Origin of the sequence: Gephyromycinifex aptenodytis (genome assembly GCF_012277275.1) — a bacterium.
GTDB classification, from domain to species: Bacteria; Actinomycetota; Actinomycetes; order Actinomycetales; family Dermatophilaceae; genus Gephyromycinifex; species Gephyromycinifex aptenodytis.
Window position 1 is genome coordinate 2,670,195 of sequence record NZ_CP051155.1, and the last position, 14,863, is coordinate 2,685,057.

A 14,863-nucleotide genomic window follows, 5' to 3' on the forward strand; every position below is an offset into this window, starting at 1 on the left:
GCGTGCCTGACCGGAACCACCTGGGCGCCGACGGCAGGCGCGGTGTTGCTTGGTTCGTCCGGCGCGCGTGGGCCGATCATGCTATGGGCCGAGCGCGCCGATCGACCGGCAGGTTCGTACAGTTGGGGCCGACATGCCTGGCACCTATTAATGATCTGCCTCGGAGGATTCCTGTGGAGCAACTGCATCCCGCACTGCAACCCGTCTACGACACCGTGTTGCACCGCAACCCCGGAGAGCGTGAGTTCCACCAAGCGGTGGCCGAGGTGTTGGAAAGCCTCAATCCGGTCGTAGACAAGCGCCCGGAGTACGCCCAAGCCTCGATCATCGAGCGGGTCTGTGAGCCTGAGCGACAGATCATCTTCCGGGTGCCGTGGCAGGACGACAGCGGCAGGGTTCAGATCAACCGCGGCTTCCGGGTCGAGTTCAACTCCGCGCTGGGCCCCTACAAGGGCGGACTGCGCTTCCACCCCAGCGTCTACCTGGGCATCGTCAAGTTCTTGGGCTTCGAACAGATCTTCAAGAACGCCCTCACCGGGATGCCGATCGGCGGCGGTAAGGGCGGTTCGGACTTCGACCCCAAGGGCAAGTCCGAGGCGGAAGTCATGCGTTTCTGCCAGTCCTTCATGACTGAGCTCTACCGCCACATCGGTGAGTACACCGACGTGCCCGCCGGTGACATCGGCGTGAGCGGGCGCGAGATCGGCTACCTGTTCGGCCAGTACAAGCGCATCACCAACCGCTACGAGGCCGGCGTGTTGACCGGTAAGGGCCTGAGCTGGGGCGGCTCGCAGGTGCGCACCGAGGCCACCGGGTACGGGCTGGTGTTCTTCGCAGCCGAGATGCTCGCCGCCAAGCACACCAATTTCGAGGGCAAACAGGTCGTCGTCTCCGGCTCCGGGAATGTGGCGATCTACGCTGCCGAAAAGGTGGCCCAACTCGGCGGCACCGTGGTGGCGATGTCGGACTCCGGCGGTTACATCGTGGACGAGTCCGGTATCGACCTCGATGAGATGAAGCAGCTCAAGGAGGTGCGCCGGGGCCGGATCAGCGAGTACGCCGAAGCGCGCGGCTGCACCTACGTCGAGGCCGGCTCGATCTGGGACGTGCCCTGCGAGGTGGCGCTGCCGTGCGCCACCCAGAACGAACTCGATGAGAAGGGCGCGGCCGCCCTGATCAAGAACGGCGTTCAGGTCGTGGCCGAGGGCGCGAACATGCCCACCACGCCCAAGGGGACAGCGGCCTTGCGTCAAGCGGGGGTCGCCTTCGCCCCGGGCAAAGCGGCCAACGCCGGCGGCGTGGCCACCAGCGCGCTGGAGATGCAGCAGAACGCCTCGCGGGACAGCTGGACCTTCGAGCACGCCGAAGAGCGGCTGCACGACATCATGCAGGGGATCTACGGCACCTGCGCGATGACGGCCGAGGAGTACGGCATGCCGGGCGACTATGTGGCCGGAGCCAACATCGCGGGCTTCACCCAGGTCGCTGACGCCATGCTCGCCCTCGGCGTCATCTGAGTCCTTCGTCTCGCCTGGGCTGCGCGGCCTGCACACCTCTGGTGCAGACCGCGCAGCCCAGGTTCGTCTCCGGGGTCAGGGTCGCCGCTACGGTGCGGTCGCGCCACCGACGAACCGTTCTCCGTTGCTGGGCCGCATCGCAGTCGCTGACGCGGTGCTCGCGCTCGGCGTCATTCCAGACCAGACACCAGGGCGGGCTGGCCAGTCGGACTGGGCGCGAGGCGAACCCGCGCGCAGTTCGGCTGCCAGCCCTGCTGGTTGATCGAGGCGCAGCGCTCAGCTGGCGACGACGGAGGCCAGCTTGGCCAGAGTGGCCTCCAGCGCCTCTTCCTCAACGAGCGGGAAGCTGACCCGCTTCAAAACTTCCTTGTCGGTGACGGCCGACCAGTCGTAGGTCAGCGACACGTCGGTGGAGTCGGCGCCGTTGGGGGTCAACTCGTACACCCACTGCACTCCCTTGGGCTCCTCGCCGGCGGGAGCGGTCTTCCAGGCGAGCAGCTTGTTCTCGTCGTACCCGACGACGTGGTTGTCGGTCTGGTAATCCCCGCCTCGGTGCTCGGCGTGCATGTTCATCGTGAAGACCTGTCCGACGGCGCTGATGCGGTCGGTCTTGTGGTCGGAGACGATCATGCCGGAGCCGTCGATCTCGGCGTGCCGCTCCGGGTTGGAGAGCACCTCGAAGATCTCCTTGGCGGGGGCGTCGATAGAGCGCTGGACGGTGATCTTCTTCTCATCGGTCATGCCCTCACCCTGCCGCTATGTCGCCGTCCACGCCAGCCGGGCTGGACTGGCCGGTAGGAGAACCCACCGGATGCGTTTCGGCGTTCGTCACTGCGTGGTCGGCCGGTGCGCTCCCCAGCAGGGTTCGCGTCATGCGGCTACGGGTATCCAGTAGCCCGTCCAGGGCTGCGTCAAGATCATCGGCGGTGACGAGCAACGCGCCCGGATGCGGTGCCGCCTCGCCCCGTTCGGCCGCTTGGAGTGCCGACCGGCGCAGCAGTTCCTTGAGGAAGGACGCGGTCACGCCCTGCGCGCGTTGCAGCACCGCCTCGATCCGCTCGGTCGATGCGTCCAACTGCAAGGTGCCCCGATACAGCTCGAAGAGGCGGCGTCGCGCTTCCAGATCGGGCAGGTCGATCTCGACGGCTTCATCAATGCGCCCCGGTCGTGCCGCCAGGGCGGGCTCCAACAGGTCGGCACGGTTCGTGGTCAGGACGAAGGCGACGTCGCAGTCTTCTTCGATGCCGTCCATCTCGTTCAGGAGTTGGAACAGCAGCGGATGCTCACCCGGGTGCATCCCACGATCCTCGGCGATGAGGTCCACGTCTTCGACGACCACGATCGAGGGAGCCAAGGCCCGCGCCGCCGAACAGGCCTCCGCGATCAGACCCAGTGCGCCGCCGCTGACCTGGATGACCGTGACGTCACGCAAGGTGCTGATGAGGTACCGCACGGTGTGGGTCTTTCCCACTCCGGGCGGACCGTACAACAGCAGCCCTCGCTTGAGGTGCTGACCTGAGTTCAGCAGCGCTTCGCGGTGGCGGGCGATCCCGACGACCTGGCGTTCGATGGCGGCGAGTTTGTCGTCATCCAGGATGAGGTCGCCTCGGGTCATGGCGGGGCGGCGGTGGAAGCTGAGGATGGAATCGACGGCATCGAACATATCGCCGCCGAAGGTCAGCACCTGGCCCCGGAAGACGTTGAGTTCACGGCTCAGCGCGCGCAGTGCCGCCGCGATCCGCTCGCCGGCAGCGCGGTCGGCAGCCAGGATTTCGACTCCGGCGCGGGGGCGTCCGTGTTCAGGCATCGCGAGCCGGGAGAACAGCACGACGCGGCTGCTCGTGTCGCCTTCGTCCGTCTCGACCAGGTACAGGCCGTAGCGCACACACGACAAAGTGGCCCCGTCCGGACCGGACGGCAGACTGGATCGCGAGATGCTCGCCAGACGGGCGCTGAACGGGTTGTCACCCGCGAACAGCATCCCGGTCAGTGAGGCATCTTCGTTCATCGATTGGATGCCGTGGCATCGGTGCTGTCGGCCCTGCTGGCCCAGCCAGGCGTCCAGTGCCGTCTGCATGTTGACGCCTTCGTAGGAGGCCCACGTCTCCTCGAGGATCTCAGCATCGGTGGCGATCTCGCCGAGGAAGGATCGCACGAGTGCCCCTGGTGTGAGGGCTTCCTCGGCGCGAGCGACCTTCAGGGCCCCGCGCAGCCCGCGTCTGGCCAGCCGCCCCAGGTCAGCTAGCTCCGGGCGGCGTCCGGGATCGGGGGCGTCGTCGAGTTCCATGTGGACCGAACTGCTGTAGGCGGGTGCGTCCGGGCGATACATCTGGCCCGACATCGGCGCGTAGGCGAACCATCCGAGTTCCTCTGACATCCCGTCCCCCCTGTGTGTGAAGGGGTTAAACGCTAGTGCGGCAGAGTCGCCGGTGGCCAGGGGTTTTCGCAACCGATACCGACGCGGGTCGACGGTGAGCTTGCCCGGCCGAGTCGCTGAGGACCCGGCCGGGGCTCACCAGCCGACGACGTCGCGGTCCCGGCGGTGTGGTTCGGCCAGGCTGGGGATGTGGCGCAGCACGAGTGCCAGCACGAGGGTGATGCCCACGAGCCCGCCGCAGACGGCCACCACCACGGGCCAGCCGCCCCGGCTCCACGCTTCCCCGGCGAGCGCGCCGAAGACCGAGGAACCCAGGTAGTAGACGAACAGGTACAGCGAGGACGCCTGCCCGGTCGCGCCGGGTCCCAGGGCGGCGCGGGAGGCGACCCAGCCGCTGGCCACCCCGTGAACGGCGAAGAAACCGGAGGTCATCACCGCCAGCGCCAGCACCACAACAGCCAGCGGTTGCGCCAGGCTGAGCAGCACCCCAGCGAGCATGACCAGGCTTGCGACGGGGGTGACGGCGCGCTGCCCCCAGCGGCCGGCTGCCCGCCCGGCCATTGTCGAGCTGAGGGAGCCGAGGCTGTAGGTGAGGAAGATCAGCCCGGCGACGCCGACGCTGAGTGAGTAGGGCGCCGATTCCAACCGGAACCCGACCGCGTTGAAGACCCCGACGAACGCACCCATCGCGGTGCCCGCGATCCCGAACAGGCACACAAGCGCAGGGTCGGTGAGAATCGCGCGGGTGGAGCGCACCACGTGGCTCAGGCTCGCCGGCGCGGGACAGAAGCGGCGCGAACGCGGCAGCAGCAGCGCCACGGCGATCGCGCACGCCACTCCGAGCACACCCATCCCGATCAGCGCGGCCCGCCAGCCCCACACCTCAGCCAGCGCCCCGGTCAACAACCGCCCCGTCATCCCCCCGAGCGCGGTCCCGCCGATATACAGGCCTGCCACCCGCGAGGTCGCCTCGGAATGCACCTCTTCGGACAGGTAGGCCATTGCCACAGCGGGCAGACCGGCCAGGACGACGCCCTCGAGCCCCCGCAACGCCAGCAGCAGCGGCCAGGAGTCGACGAAGCCGCACGCCAACGCCACCACCGCAGAGGCGAACAGCGAGGCGTGCATGAGCGGGGTGCGCCCCAGGACCTCCGAGGCAGGCCCGGCTATGAGCAGCGCCAGCCCCAACCCAAGGGTGGAAGCAGACACCGTCCACGCGCTGTGCGCGGGGGAGACATCGAAGTGGTCCGCGAGCATCGGCAACAGCGGTTGCGTGGTGTAGAGCAGGGCGAAGGTGGCCAGCCCGGCCAGGAACAACGCGATCGTGATGCGGCGGTACTCCGGCGAGCCGAGGCGGTGGCCTTCGAACCCGTCGGTGCTGTCAGCGGAGGCAGGAGGAGTGGACATCGCGGCCATCGTCCCACTCAAGCGATGCGGCGTCGGCGGGGGTCGGCAACGGGGGTGGGTCGCAGCGCTCCGGCGCCGGTAGTCAACACGCCGGCAGTGGGCTGACGCGCGCAGAATCCGCGGCGTCAGAGACTCAATGCCCGGCCCGGGTCGCTGCATCGGTCCTGGTCGTGTGGCGCCGCCAGGTCGCAGCCGCGTCCGCTCGTGAGGAGCGGTGTCCGTGGCAAACTCCCAGCATGCGCGCGTGGGTTCGGGGTCTGTATGTGTTGGCGTGGGTGCTGTTGGTCGGGGTGGTGGTGTGGTCGGCGTTCGCGTTGCCCGAAAATCCCGCCTCGCATTTCGGCCCGAGCGGAGCAGCCGACGGGTACATGAGCCGCGCGGGCAGCGTCGCGGTCGGCTTCGCCATCGGGGCAGCGACCCTCATCGGGTTGCCCCTGCTGGGGTGGGCGTTGGCGCGCGGCTCCGGGGCGGGGGTCAACATCCCGCACAAGGACTACTGGTTCGCCAGCCCGGAGCGGGTCGCCGCGTTCCGGCCGCGGTTCGTCGACGACATGCTTCTTTTCGCGGCGATGACGGGATTCTTGTTGAGCTACGGCACCGTCGAAGTCGTTCTGGCCAATCGGCGCACGCCACCGCACAGCGGCAACGGGATGTGGTTCGCGCTGGCTCTCTATCTTCCGGGCACTGTGTGGTGGATATTTGCGCTGTACCGGCGCTACCGGCCCCCGCAGGATGGCACGCCCTCGGCCGTGCGCGAGAACTAGCCAGCAGCACACCTACGGTGCACGCACGAGGCCGGGCCGCCCCGAAAGCGGCAGCCCGGCCTCGTGCGTGCGTGGCTCGCTCAGTCGACCTTGACTTCGCTGCGGTCACCGGACCACAGGGTGTGGAAGCTGCCCTCGTCGTCAATCCGGCGGTAGGTGTGCGCGCCGAAGAAGTCCCGTAGGCCCTGCGTCAGCGCGGCGTTGACCCGCGGTGCGCGGGCCATGTCGTAGTAGGCAACAGCGGCACTGAACCCCGGAACCGGGACGCCCGCGCCCACCGCAGCGGCGATGACGCGGCGCCACGCGCCCTGGCAGCGCTCCAACTCCGACTTCACGCTCGGCGCTTCGAGCAAGGTCACCAGGTTGTTCGCCGCGTATTCGCTGCGGATGCGTTCCAGCAGTTTGGCCCGGATGATGCAGCCGTCACGCCAGATCTTGGCCACCTCGGCGACGTTGATCTCCCAGCCGTACTCCTTACCCGCTGAACGGATCTCGTCCAGGCCCTGGGCGTACGCGACGACCTTGCTCGCCCACAGCGCGTCGCGGATGTCGTCGATGAGCTGCTGGCGCGCGTCCCCGGTCACCTCGATGGTGCGATCCGGCCCGGCCAGAGCGGCTTGGGCGTGCTCACGCAGCTCGGGGTGGGAGGAGACCGCACGAGCAAAGACCGCTTCGGCGATGGCGTTGACGGGGATGCCCAACGTCAGCGCGCTCTGCACCGTCCAGGTGCCAGTGCCCTTCATCCCGGCCGCATCGACGATCACGTCGATCAGCGGAGCGCCGGTGCGGGCATCCACTTGGCGCAACACCTGCGAGGTGATCTCGATGAGGTAGGAGTCCAGGTCACCGGTGTTCCAGGTCTCGAAGACCTGCGCCATCTCCTCCAGGCTCAGCCCGGCGGCTTTGAGGAGTTCGTAGGCTTCGCCGATGAACTGCATGTCGGCGTACTCGATGCCGTTGTGCACCATCTTCACGAAGTGGCCTGCGCCATCGGTGCCGATGTAGGCGCAGCACGGTTCCCCGTCGACATGGGCCGAGATGTCCTCCAGGAGCGGGCCGAGCGCCTCGTAGCTCTCCTTAGACCCACCCGGCATGATCGAGGGGCCTTCCAGCGCCCCGACCTCACCGCCGGAGATCCCGGCACCGACGAAGTGGAACCCGAGCTCGCGCAGCTTGGCCTCGCGGCGTCGGGTGTCCTCGTAGTAGGAGTTGCCCCCGTCGACGACGATGTCGCCTTCTTCCAGGTGGGGCAGCAGCGAATCGATCACCTGGTCGGTGACGTCACCGGCTTTGACGAGCAGCACGATGCGACGTGGCCGTTCCAGAGAAGTGACGAAATCCTCGACCGTTCCAGCCGGGACGAACGCACCCTCGCCGCCGTGCGCAGCCATCATCTTCTGGGTTTGGTCGACCCAGTGGTCGTACAGGGCCACGCGGTAGCCGTGCCGAGCCATGTTGCGGGCCAGGCTCGAGCCCATCACCGCCATCCCGACCACGCCTACCTGCGCACTTCCCGGCTCTGAGGCCCCGAACACAGGTGCGTCATCGGCGCCGGCACGAGTGTGCTCGACGGTGCGCACATCGTGCTCGACGGCGCGTTGGCGAGCCTGCGTGGTCTCATCGGTGGTCACCGTGGGGTCCTCGACGGCCTGACCGTCGTCCTTGCTCAACCCTGGCTGGTTCTGGCTCATTAAATGCTCCTTAGAGACGGACTTGATGTCCACGCTACGGGCTACCGATACCCGGTTGGCCAGAGGCCCACGCATGGCGCTGTCGGCAGCAGATGTTGCTGGTTTCAAGCGCCGGGGTGTGCGCTCGCGTTGCGATGGGTAGGGGGAGGGAGAACGTTGCGTCGGCTGCACACCGTATGGTGGGGTAAGTACGAACGCATTGTGTTCGGCGCGACTGGCGCCACAAGGTTCGGCGAAAGGACAGCGCATGGCTATTATCGGCTTTATTTTGTTGTTGATCGGAATTGCGGGGGCTGCATTCGGCCTGTGGGTCGCGATGTCGACAGCCGCGACGACCACCTCTGTTGCCGCTTTCGGCAACACCCTGAACATCGCCCCTATGACCATGTTGTTGCTGGGCGCAGCATCCATCCTGTTGGTGCTCCTGGGCCTGTGGATGATGTTCGGCGCCGGTCGACGCAAGATGCGCGACAACAAGGAGCGCCGCGAGCTCGAAAAGCTCCAGCGCGAGCAGGAGAAGGAGCTCGCCGAGACCCACAGTCGTCTCGCCAAGCAGAATGAGGCTCGCCTGAACCAGGCGCAGACGAGCACCGGCTCGCCCCGCATCGAGGAGAGCAACCTCGGCCGCGACAACGGTGCCACCATCGCAGAGGACCCGCGCGACCTACGTTAATTCGCAGGTGTGCCAAGGGCCGGTAGCCAGAGTGCTGCCGGCCCTTCCTCATGTCCCGATGTCCATGCTGTCCGGCGCCGCGCCCGGCCCGATCCGGCAACGTCCGGGGGCCTTTCTTCGTCGCTGCGCACTCGTCGCCCCCCTCCGCCGGATCCTCCTCGTCATCAGCGCCGCGACCGCAGATCGATTGGCCGCGCCGATGGGGATGCGCCGAGGCTGCTGCCTCACCGGGCGCTCTGCGGGTGCGCGGCACGGGCTCGTCCTGAAAACCACCTGAGTAAAGGGGTCATATCGGGCGGAAAAGGGGTTACTGTTTTCAAAGTTGGCGAAGGAATATGGCGGCGATATTCGGAGGTGTCATGCCTCGGCGGGTCGCCGTTATTGCCTGCGTGCTTGCAAATCTCGGTCTGCGACCGGCACTGGCGGGCGTATGAAACGCGATTCACTTGAACGCGAAAGTGTCGCGGTGGGGAAACGCTCCCGTGGGTGGCGGCAGCGCGCACAGCAGATCACCATTGCGCTGATCGCGGTATCGAATGGCTTTACCTCATGCCTGCTGACGCGGGCCAATCGTTACCCTGTCGAGCAATTGTCGGTGCCTACCGTCGTGGCAGTGAGCTGGGCTGCGGCCCGCACGGTGACGGAGCCCTTTGGGCTGCCGCATCTTGACGCGCATAGATGCGGAGCCGGGGGGTGCGAGGCGCCCGTCGAAGGGGCGGGTCGGCTGCGAGGGGCCCGGGCCTTGGTCCTAGGGGCGGCCAAGCCGCTGCTGCGTTGCGCTCGACCGGTCGTGAACAGGCTGCTCAGAGCGGACGCGAATTCCAGGTGGCGTGTCGGCTCGGCGCCGCACGGCCTCAGGTGGCACGTGGGCGTCACTGAGGCGAGTTGAGCGGAATACACTCAACTTTGCTCTCGTTGAACCTGCTGATGATCGCGGCGTTCGTGCCGCTCCTGCTCAGAACGAGGAAGGCCAGCCATGTCTCTCCAGCTCACCACGAAGGCCCAAGAGGCCTTCTCCGCCGCCGTGCGTGGAGCATCAGCGGCGGGACACCCCCATGTCGAACCTGCCCACCTGCTGCTCGCCCTCGCGCAGCAGAGCGAGACCACGACCGGTCCGCTACTCGAGGCCTCCGGCTCATCCGCGCTCGCGGCTATCCGCAGCGCAGAGGCCGAACTGGCCAAGCTGCCCAGCGCCAGCGGTTCCACCGTTGCCTCGCCGAGCCTGTCCCGCGGCGCGCAGACGGTGCTGGAGCAGGCCCGTCAGGTGATGGAAGCGATGGGTGACTCCTTCGTCTCCACCGACCACCTGCTGCTCGCGCTGGCCCGCACCGGTTCCTTCGGTCTCAACCCCGAAGCCATCGACAAGCTCATCCCGCAGATGCGCGGCGGCGGCAAAGTCACCTCCGAGAACCCTGAAGACCAGTTCAACGCCCTGGCCAAGTACGGAACCGACCTGACCCTGGCCGCCCGCGAGGGGCGCCTGGACCCGGTGATCGGGCGGGACTCCGAGATCCGTCGCGTCGTGCAGGTGCTTTCCCGGCGCACCAAGAACAACCCGGTGCTCATCGGTGAACCCGGCGTCGGCAAGACTGCCGTCGTCGAAGGCCTGGCCCAGCGCATGGTCGCCGGCGACGTCCCCGAGTCGCTGCGCGACAAGCGCCTGATCGCACTGGATCTCTCGGCGATGGTCGCGGGCGCCAAGTACCGCGGCGAGTTCGAGGAGCGGCTCAAGGCTGTCCTGGAAGAGATCCGTGGCTCCGAGGGTAAGGTCGTCACCTTCATCGACGAACTGCACACCATGGTCGGTGCCGGCGCCACCGGCGAAGGCAGCATGGACGCGGGCAACATGCTCAAACCGCTGCTTGCGCGCGGGGAGCTGCGCCTGGTCGGGGCCACCACCTTGGACGAGTACCGCAAGCACATCGAGAAAGACGCTGCCCTGGAACGCCGTTTCCAGCAGGTGTACGTCGGTGAGCCGAGTGTTGAGGACACCATCGCGATCCTGCGCGGCCTCAAAGAACGCTACGAGGCCCACCACAAGGTCGCTATCGCCGACGCCGCGCTCGTTGCTGCGGCGACCCTGTCCGATCGCTACATCCAGGCCCGTCAACTGCCAGACAAGGCCATCGACCTCGTGGATGAGTCCGCCTCCCGGCTACGGATGGAGATCGACTCCTCCCCGGTCGAGATCGACGCGCTGCGTCGTCAGGTGGACCGGCTGAAGATGGAGGAGCTGCACCTGTCCCGCGAGACCGACGAGGCGAGCCGGGAGCGGTTGGAGCGCCTGCGCGCCGACCTGGCCGACCGTCAAGAAGAACTCGCGGCGTTGACGGCCCGCTGGGAAGCGGAGAAGGCCGGGCTCAACCGCGTCGGTGATCTCAAGGCTCAGCTCGATGAGCTGCGCGTGCAGTCGGAGAAGCTGCAGCGCGAAGGCGACTTCGCCGGGGCCTCCCGCCTGCTCTACGGCGAGATCCCGACGTTGGAGAAGGAGATCGAGGCCGCCAGCTCGGCCGAATCCCAGATCCACGGTGAGGCGACGATGGTCAAGGAAGAGGTCGGCGCCGACGACATCGCCGATGTCATCAGCAGCTGGACCGGAATCCCGGCCGGGCGGCTGCTCGAAGGCGAGACCGAGAAACTGCTGCGGATGGAGGAGTACCTCGGGCGGCGCCTCATCGGGCAGGTCGACGCGGTGCGCGCCGTCTCGGATGCGGTCCGTCGCAGCCGCGCCGGTATCGCCGACCCCGACCGTCCCACCGGTAGTTTCCTGTTCCTGGGTCCCACCGGTGTCGGCAAGACCGAACTGGCCAAGTCGCTCGCGGACTTCCTCTTCGACGATGAGCACGCGATGGTGCGCATCGACATGAGTGAGTACTCCGAGCGGCACGCGGTGGCACGCCTGATCGGTGCACCCCCCGGCTACGTCGGCTACGACCAGGGCGGTCAGCTCACCGAGGCAGTGCGGCGCCGTCCGTACTCGGTGGTGCTGCTCGACGAGGTCGAGAAGGCCCACCCGGAGACGTTCGACGTGCTGCTCCAGGTGCTGGACGACGGTCGTTTGACCGACGGTCAGGGCCGTACCGTCGACTTCCGCAACGTCATCCTCGTGATGACGAGCAACCTCGGCAGCCACTTCCTCATCGACGAGACGCTCACCCCCGAAGCCAAGCGGGAGTCGGTGATGCAGGCCGTTCGCACTGCCTTCAAGCCCGAGTTCCTCAACCGGTTGGACGAGACGGTCATCTTCGACCCGTTGTCCACCCAGGCGCTGGCCAAGATCGTGGAGTTGCAGGTCGCCTCGCTTGGGCAGCGGCTGCGTGATCGGCGCATCACCTTGCAGGTAAGCGACAGCGCCAAGGAATGGTTGGCGATCACCGGCTACGACCCCGCCTACGGTGCCCGGCCGCTGCGTCGCCTCGTCCAGCGCGAGATCGGCGACCGGCTCGCGATGGCGTTGCTCGGCGGTCAGATCCGCGACGGCCAGAGCGTGGCCGTCGACCTCGACGTAGAGGAAGATCACCTCGTCCTCGCGGGTCAAGCCGGCCAGCCGAGCAGGCGCACCTCCGGACAGGGCGACCTCGACAGCGACGCCGCGGATGCCGACGACATCGTCGACGCCGAGGTCGTCGAGGACTGACGCCGCGCGTCCCTGACCTGAGCTGCAGACACTTTGGGTGTCCTCTCACGTTCGTCAAGGGCGTCCGGGGCGTAGCGAGCGACGTGGCTCGGCGGGCCGACCGACCATGAGCATCGCGCGCGACATGACAGAACTGCCCGCCCGTACCGATCTGGTCCGGGCGGGCAGTTCAGCGCGCAAAGAACAGCACCCCACCGGAGTGCCGCCGCGGACAGCGCCTTCTGAGGCCCGCAGCCCCGCGCTACGGCAGTCTTCGGAAGTGGAGGTGCCAGCAGAAAAGCTCCGGTGTGTGTGCCGATTGTCCTGACGCGGACGGCCGTTGTGTGGCAGCGTCGTTCACTGCGACAGTCGGACGCCGTCGGGAGCGTTCTCCGAAACATTTGGTGACGCCACCGGCCCCGCCCTCCGTCGTCAGCCCGTCTCGTCGACGGATCGCGACGCTGCGACCCGGCGCCCGCGATCCTTGGTTTAGGAGGATCCGTGAGTCAAGCCAACCCTGGTGGAGATTCCACAGGCGCCACCGCCGCCCGCACCGGTGACGGCTCAGGGGATCTGCAGCGCAACCTCAGCAATCGGCACATCCAGCTCATCGCCATCGGTGGGGCCATCGGCACCGGCCTCTTCATGGGCTCGGGCAAGACGATCCACCTGGCGGGTCCGTCGATCCTGATCGTCTACCTCATCATCGGGACCGTGTTGTTGTTCGTCATGCGGGCCATGGGCGAGATGCTTCTGTTCAATCTCAACTACAAGTCGTTCCAGGATTTTGCAGGCGATCTCATCGGTCCGTTCGCCGGTTATGTGACGGGCTGGACCTACTGGTTTTTGTGGATCGTCACCGGGATGGCGGAGATCATCGCCGTCGCCGGCTACTTCGACTTCTGGCTGCATGACAAGAACATGGCGATGCTGTGCGCCGGAGGAATGCTGTTGGTGCTGCTGGGGCTCAACCTGATGACGGTGGCGTTGTTCGGCGAGATGGAATTCTGGTTCGCCCTCATCAAGATCGTCGCCATCCTGGGGCTCATCCTCGTCGGCGTCTATCTGATCGTCACCGGCTTCACCTCGCCCGCCGGTACGCGTTCGTCGCTGACCCACCTGTGGGATCACGGTGGCTTCTTCCCCAACGGAATCGGTGGCTTCATGGCCGCCTTCCAGATCGCGATCTTCGCGTTCGTCGGCATCGAACTCGTCGGCACCACAGCGGCTGAGACCAAGGACCCCGAGACGACGCTGCCCCGGGCGATCAACTCGATCCCCGTGCGCATCGTGTTCTTCTACGTGTTCTCGCTCGTCGCGATCATGAGCGTGACCCCGTGGAACGAGGTCGATCCCGAGGTCTCGCCCTTCGTCAACATGTTCAACCTGGCGGGCCTGGTAGGTGCTGCCGGACTGATGAACTTCGTCGTTCTCACCTCGGCGTCGTCCAGCTGTAACTCGGGGATCTTCTCGACGTCCCGCATGCTCTTCGGTCTGGCCGACAAGTGTGAGGCGCCTGCGGGATTCCACAAACTGTCCAGGCACAAGGTTCCGGCGAACGCCCTCATCTTCTCGGTCGCGCTGATCTTCATGGCGTTCCCCATCCTCATCGTGGGTGATTCGATCATCGAGGCATTCACGCTGGTGACGACCGTCGCGTCGATCCTTGTCATCGTCATCTGGGCGATCATCCTGCTCAGCTACATGCGCTATCTCAAGCTGCACCCTGAGGCCCACGCCCAGTCGCACTTCAAGATGCCCGGAGCCAAGTTCATGCCGATCGTATGCCTGGCATTCTTTGCCCTGGTGATCGTGCTGCTCACCCTGGAGGCAGATACACGCACGGCGTTGATGTACACCCCGCTGTGGTTTGTGCTGCTCCTCGCGACCTGGCCACGGGTCCGCAAGGGCCGCCACAACGCCACCGGCGGCGCACACTCCTCGGCAACAGCCGAGCCGGCAGGCACCGACGGCCGCTGACGACCACCCCTGCCGGACCGTCCTTGGCCTGATGGTTTTCCATCATCAGTGACATGACGGCGCCCGCCTCCTCACGGAGGCGGGCGTGGTCGTGTGTCGACGCCGGTGCGCAGTAGCGGGCGTGGTCGGGCGCGTTCAGCCGACGGGCCAGGCCTGCATCCGGTGTGCTGCGTCCCAGAACATCCATTCGAACTGCGAGGCCTGCCGGAACGCCTCGCGCATCCGGGTGCGGACCTGCTCTGAGTTCTCTTGCGCGAGACGGTCGATGATCGCGATGGCCGTGCGGGTGGACGCTGCGAACTCCTCGTCGGCGTAGGTGGAGATCCAGTCGGCGTAGGGGTGGTCGCTCAGATCGCCGGCCGTCTCGAGCAGGCGGTCGCCCACGTCCTTGTAGATCCAGAAGCAGGGCAGCACGCCCGCGGCGAGCACGGGATAGCAGCCGCTGGTAGCGAGCGACCGCAGGTAGCTCGTGTACGCGGTGCAGGTGGGTGATGGGCTCGCGGCACTCAGGTCGCCGACGTGGGATTCGTGCAGGGCACGCTCGACGATGATCGACTCCCGGGCCGCGGTGGCCCAGAAGACCAGGTCGTCGCTGCAGTTGCTCTGCGAAGCGCATGCGGCCAGCGCCCGGCCGTAGTCGAACAGGTACAACGCGTCCTGAGCCATGTAGTAGTCGAAACGGTCGCGCTCGAGCGTCCCGGCAGCCAGCTCCCGGACGAACGGCAGGTCGTCGATAGCGGCGCGGATCTGGGCGATGTCGGCCCAAAGGTTGTCGCTGAACGTGCCGTCAGCAGGTGCGGTGGGGGCGTGGGTCATGTCATCTCCGCGAGTTCGTCGG

The 14,863-nt window shown here is 66.9% G+C and carries 10 protein-coding genes; 5 read left to right on the forward strand and 5 right to left on the reverse strand.

Annotation, left to right across the window (positions count from 1 at the left end):
* The first annotated feature begins 173 nt into the window (after window positions 1–173).
* Entirely contained in the window at window positions 174–1,517 is a 1,344-nt protein-coding gene (gene gdhA, locus G9V96_RS11465) for an NADP-specific glutamate dehydrogenase (RefSeq protein ID WP_404861419.1), read from the forward strand.
* 276 nt (window positions 1,518–1,793) lie between these two features.
* Here gdhA and G9V96_RS11470 read toward each other — a convergent pair whose 3' ends face one another.
* The 3 genes from G9V96_RS11470 to G9V96_RS11480 form a co-directional block, all read right to left on the reverse strand.
* Window positions 1,794–2,258 (reverse strand): SRPBCC family protein, encoded by a 465-nt coding sequence (locus G9V96_RS11470; RefSeq protein ID WP_168583140.1) that lies wholly within the window; start codon window positions 2,256–2,258, stop codon window positions 1,794–1,796.
* A gap of 4 nt (window positions 2,259–2,262) precedes the next feature.
* Entirely contained in the window at window positions 2,263–3,894 is a 1,632-nt protein-coding gene (locus tag G9V96_RS11475; RefSeq protein ID WP_168583141.1) for an AAA family ATPase, read from the reverse strand.
* A gap of 135 nt (window positions 3,895–4,029) precedes the next feature.
* Entirely contained in the window at window positions 4,030–5,301 is a 1,272-nt protein-coding gene (locus G9V96_RS11480; protein ID WP_168583142.1) for an MFS transporter, read from the reverse strand.
* Between the two features lie 236 nt (window positions 5,302–5,537).
* Here G9V96_RS11480 and G9V96_RS11485 point away from each other — a divergent pair, with 236 nt between their 5' ends.
* Window positions 5,538–6,065: an SdpI family protein gene (locus G9V96_RS11485; protein ID WP_168583143.1), complete on the forward strand. Its 528-nt coding sequence runs from the start codon at window positions 5,538–5,540 to the stop codon at window positions 6,063–6,065.
* A gap of 80 nt (window positions 6,066–6,145) precedes the next feature.
* On the opposite strand, the gene gndA is transcribed toward G9V96_RS11485, so the two are convergent.
* Entirely contained in the window at window positions 6,146–7,552 is a 1,407-nt protein-coding gene (gene gndA / locus G9V96_RS11490) for an NADP-dependent phosphogluconate dehydrogenase (RefSeq protein WP_404861445.1), read from the reverse strand.
* Between the two features lie 451 nt (window positions 7,553–8,003).
* Between gndA and G9V96_RS11495 the strand changes: the two genes are divergently transcribed.
* The 3 genes from G9V96_RS11495 to G9V96_RS11505 all read left to right on the forward strand — a co-directional run bounded on the left by G9V96_RS11495 (window position 8,004) and on the right by G9V96_RS11505 (window position 14,025).
* Window positions 8,004–8,429, forward strand: coding sequence for a tetraspanin family protein (locus G9V96_RS11495; protein WP_168583145.1), 426 nt, complete (start codon window positions 8,004–8,006; stop codon window positions 8,427–8,429).
* A gap of 976 nt (window positions 8,430–9,405) precedes the next feature.
* Window positions 9,406–12,066: an ATP-dependent chaperone ClpB gene (clpB, locus tag G9V96_RS11500; protein ID WP_168583146.1), complete on the forward strand. Its 2,661-nt coding sequence runs from the start codon at window positions 9,406–9,408 to the stop codon at window positions 12,064–12,066.
* Between the two features lie 480 nt (window positions 12,067–12,546).
* Entirely contained in the window at window positions 12,547–14,025 is a 1,479-nt protein-coding gene (locus G9V96_RS11505) for an amino acid permease (protein ID WP_168583147.1), read from the forward strand.
* Between the two features lie 135 nt (window positions 14,026–14,160).
* Here the strand turns inward: G9V96_RS11505 and G9V96_RS11510 are convergent, their stop codons facing one another.
* Window positions 14,161–14,841, reverse strand: coding sequence for a TenA family protein (locus G9V96_RS11510; RefSeq protein ID WP_168583148.1), 681 nt, complete (start codon window positions 14,839–14,841; stop codon window positions 14,161–14,163).
* Between the last annotated feature and the right edge of the window lie 22 nt (window positions 14,842–14,863).

What these genes read in the sequence shown, in the direction of transcription:
- G9V96_RS11470 (WP_168583140.1), bottom strand. Translation starts at nt 2,258, where the DNA reads ATGACCGATGAGAAGAAGATCACCGTCCAGCGCTCTATCGACGCCCCC.
- G9V96_RS11475 (WP_168583141.1), bottom strand. Translation starts at nt 3,894, where the DNA reads ATGTCAGAGGAACTCGGATGGTTCGCCTACGCGCCGATGTCGGGCCAG.
- G9V96_RS11480 (WP_168583142.1), bottom strand. Translation starts at nt 5,301, where the DNA reads ATGTCCACTCCTCCTGCCTCCGCTGACAGCACCGACGGGTTCGAAGGC.
- G9V96_RS11485 (WP_168583143.1), top strand. Translation starts at nt 5,538, where the DNA reads ATGCGCGCGTGGGTTCGGGGTCTGTATGTGTTGGCGTGGGTGCTGTTG.
- gndA (WP_404861445.1), bottom strand. Translation starts at nt 7,552, where the DNA reads ATGGCGGTGATGGGCTCGAGCCTGGCCCGCAACATGGCTCGGCACGGC.
- G9V96_RS11495 (WP_168583145.1), top strand. Translation starts at nt 8,004, where the DNA reads ATGGCTATTATCGGCTTTATTTTGTTGTTGATCGGAATTGCGGGGGCT.
- clpB (WP_168583146.1), top strand. Translation starts at nt 9,406, where the DNA reads ATGTCTCTCCAGCTCACCACGAAGGCCCAAGAGGCCTTCTCCGCCGCC.
- G9V96_RS11510 (WP_168583148.1), bottom strand. Translation starts at nt 14,841, where the DNA reads ATGACCCACGCCCCCACCGCACCTGCTGACGGCACGTTCAGCGACAAC.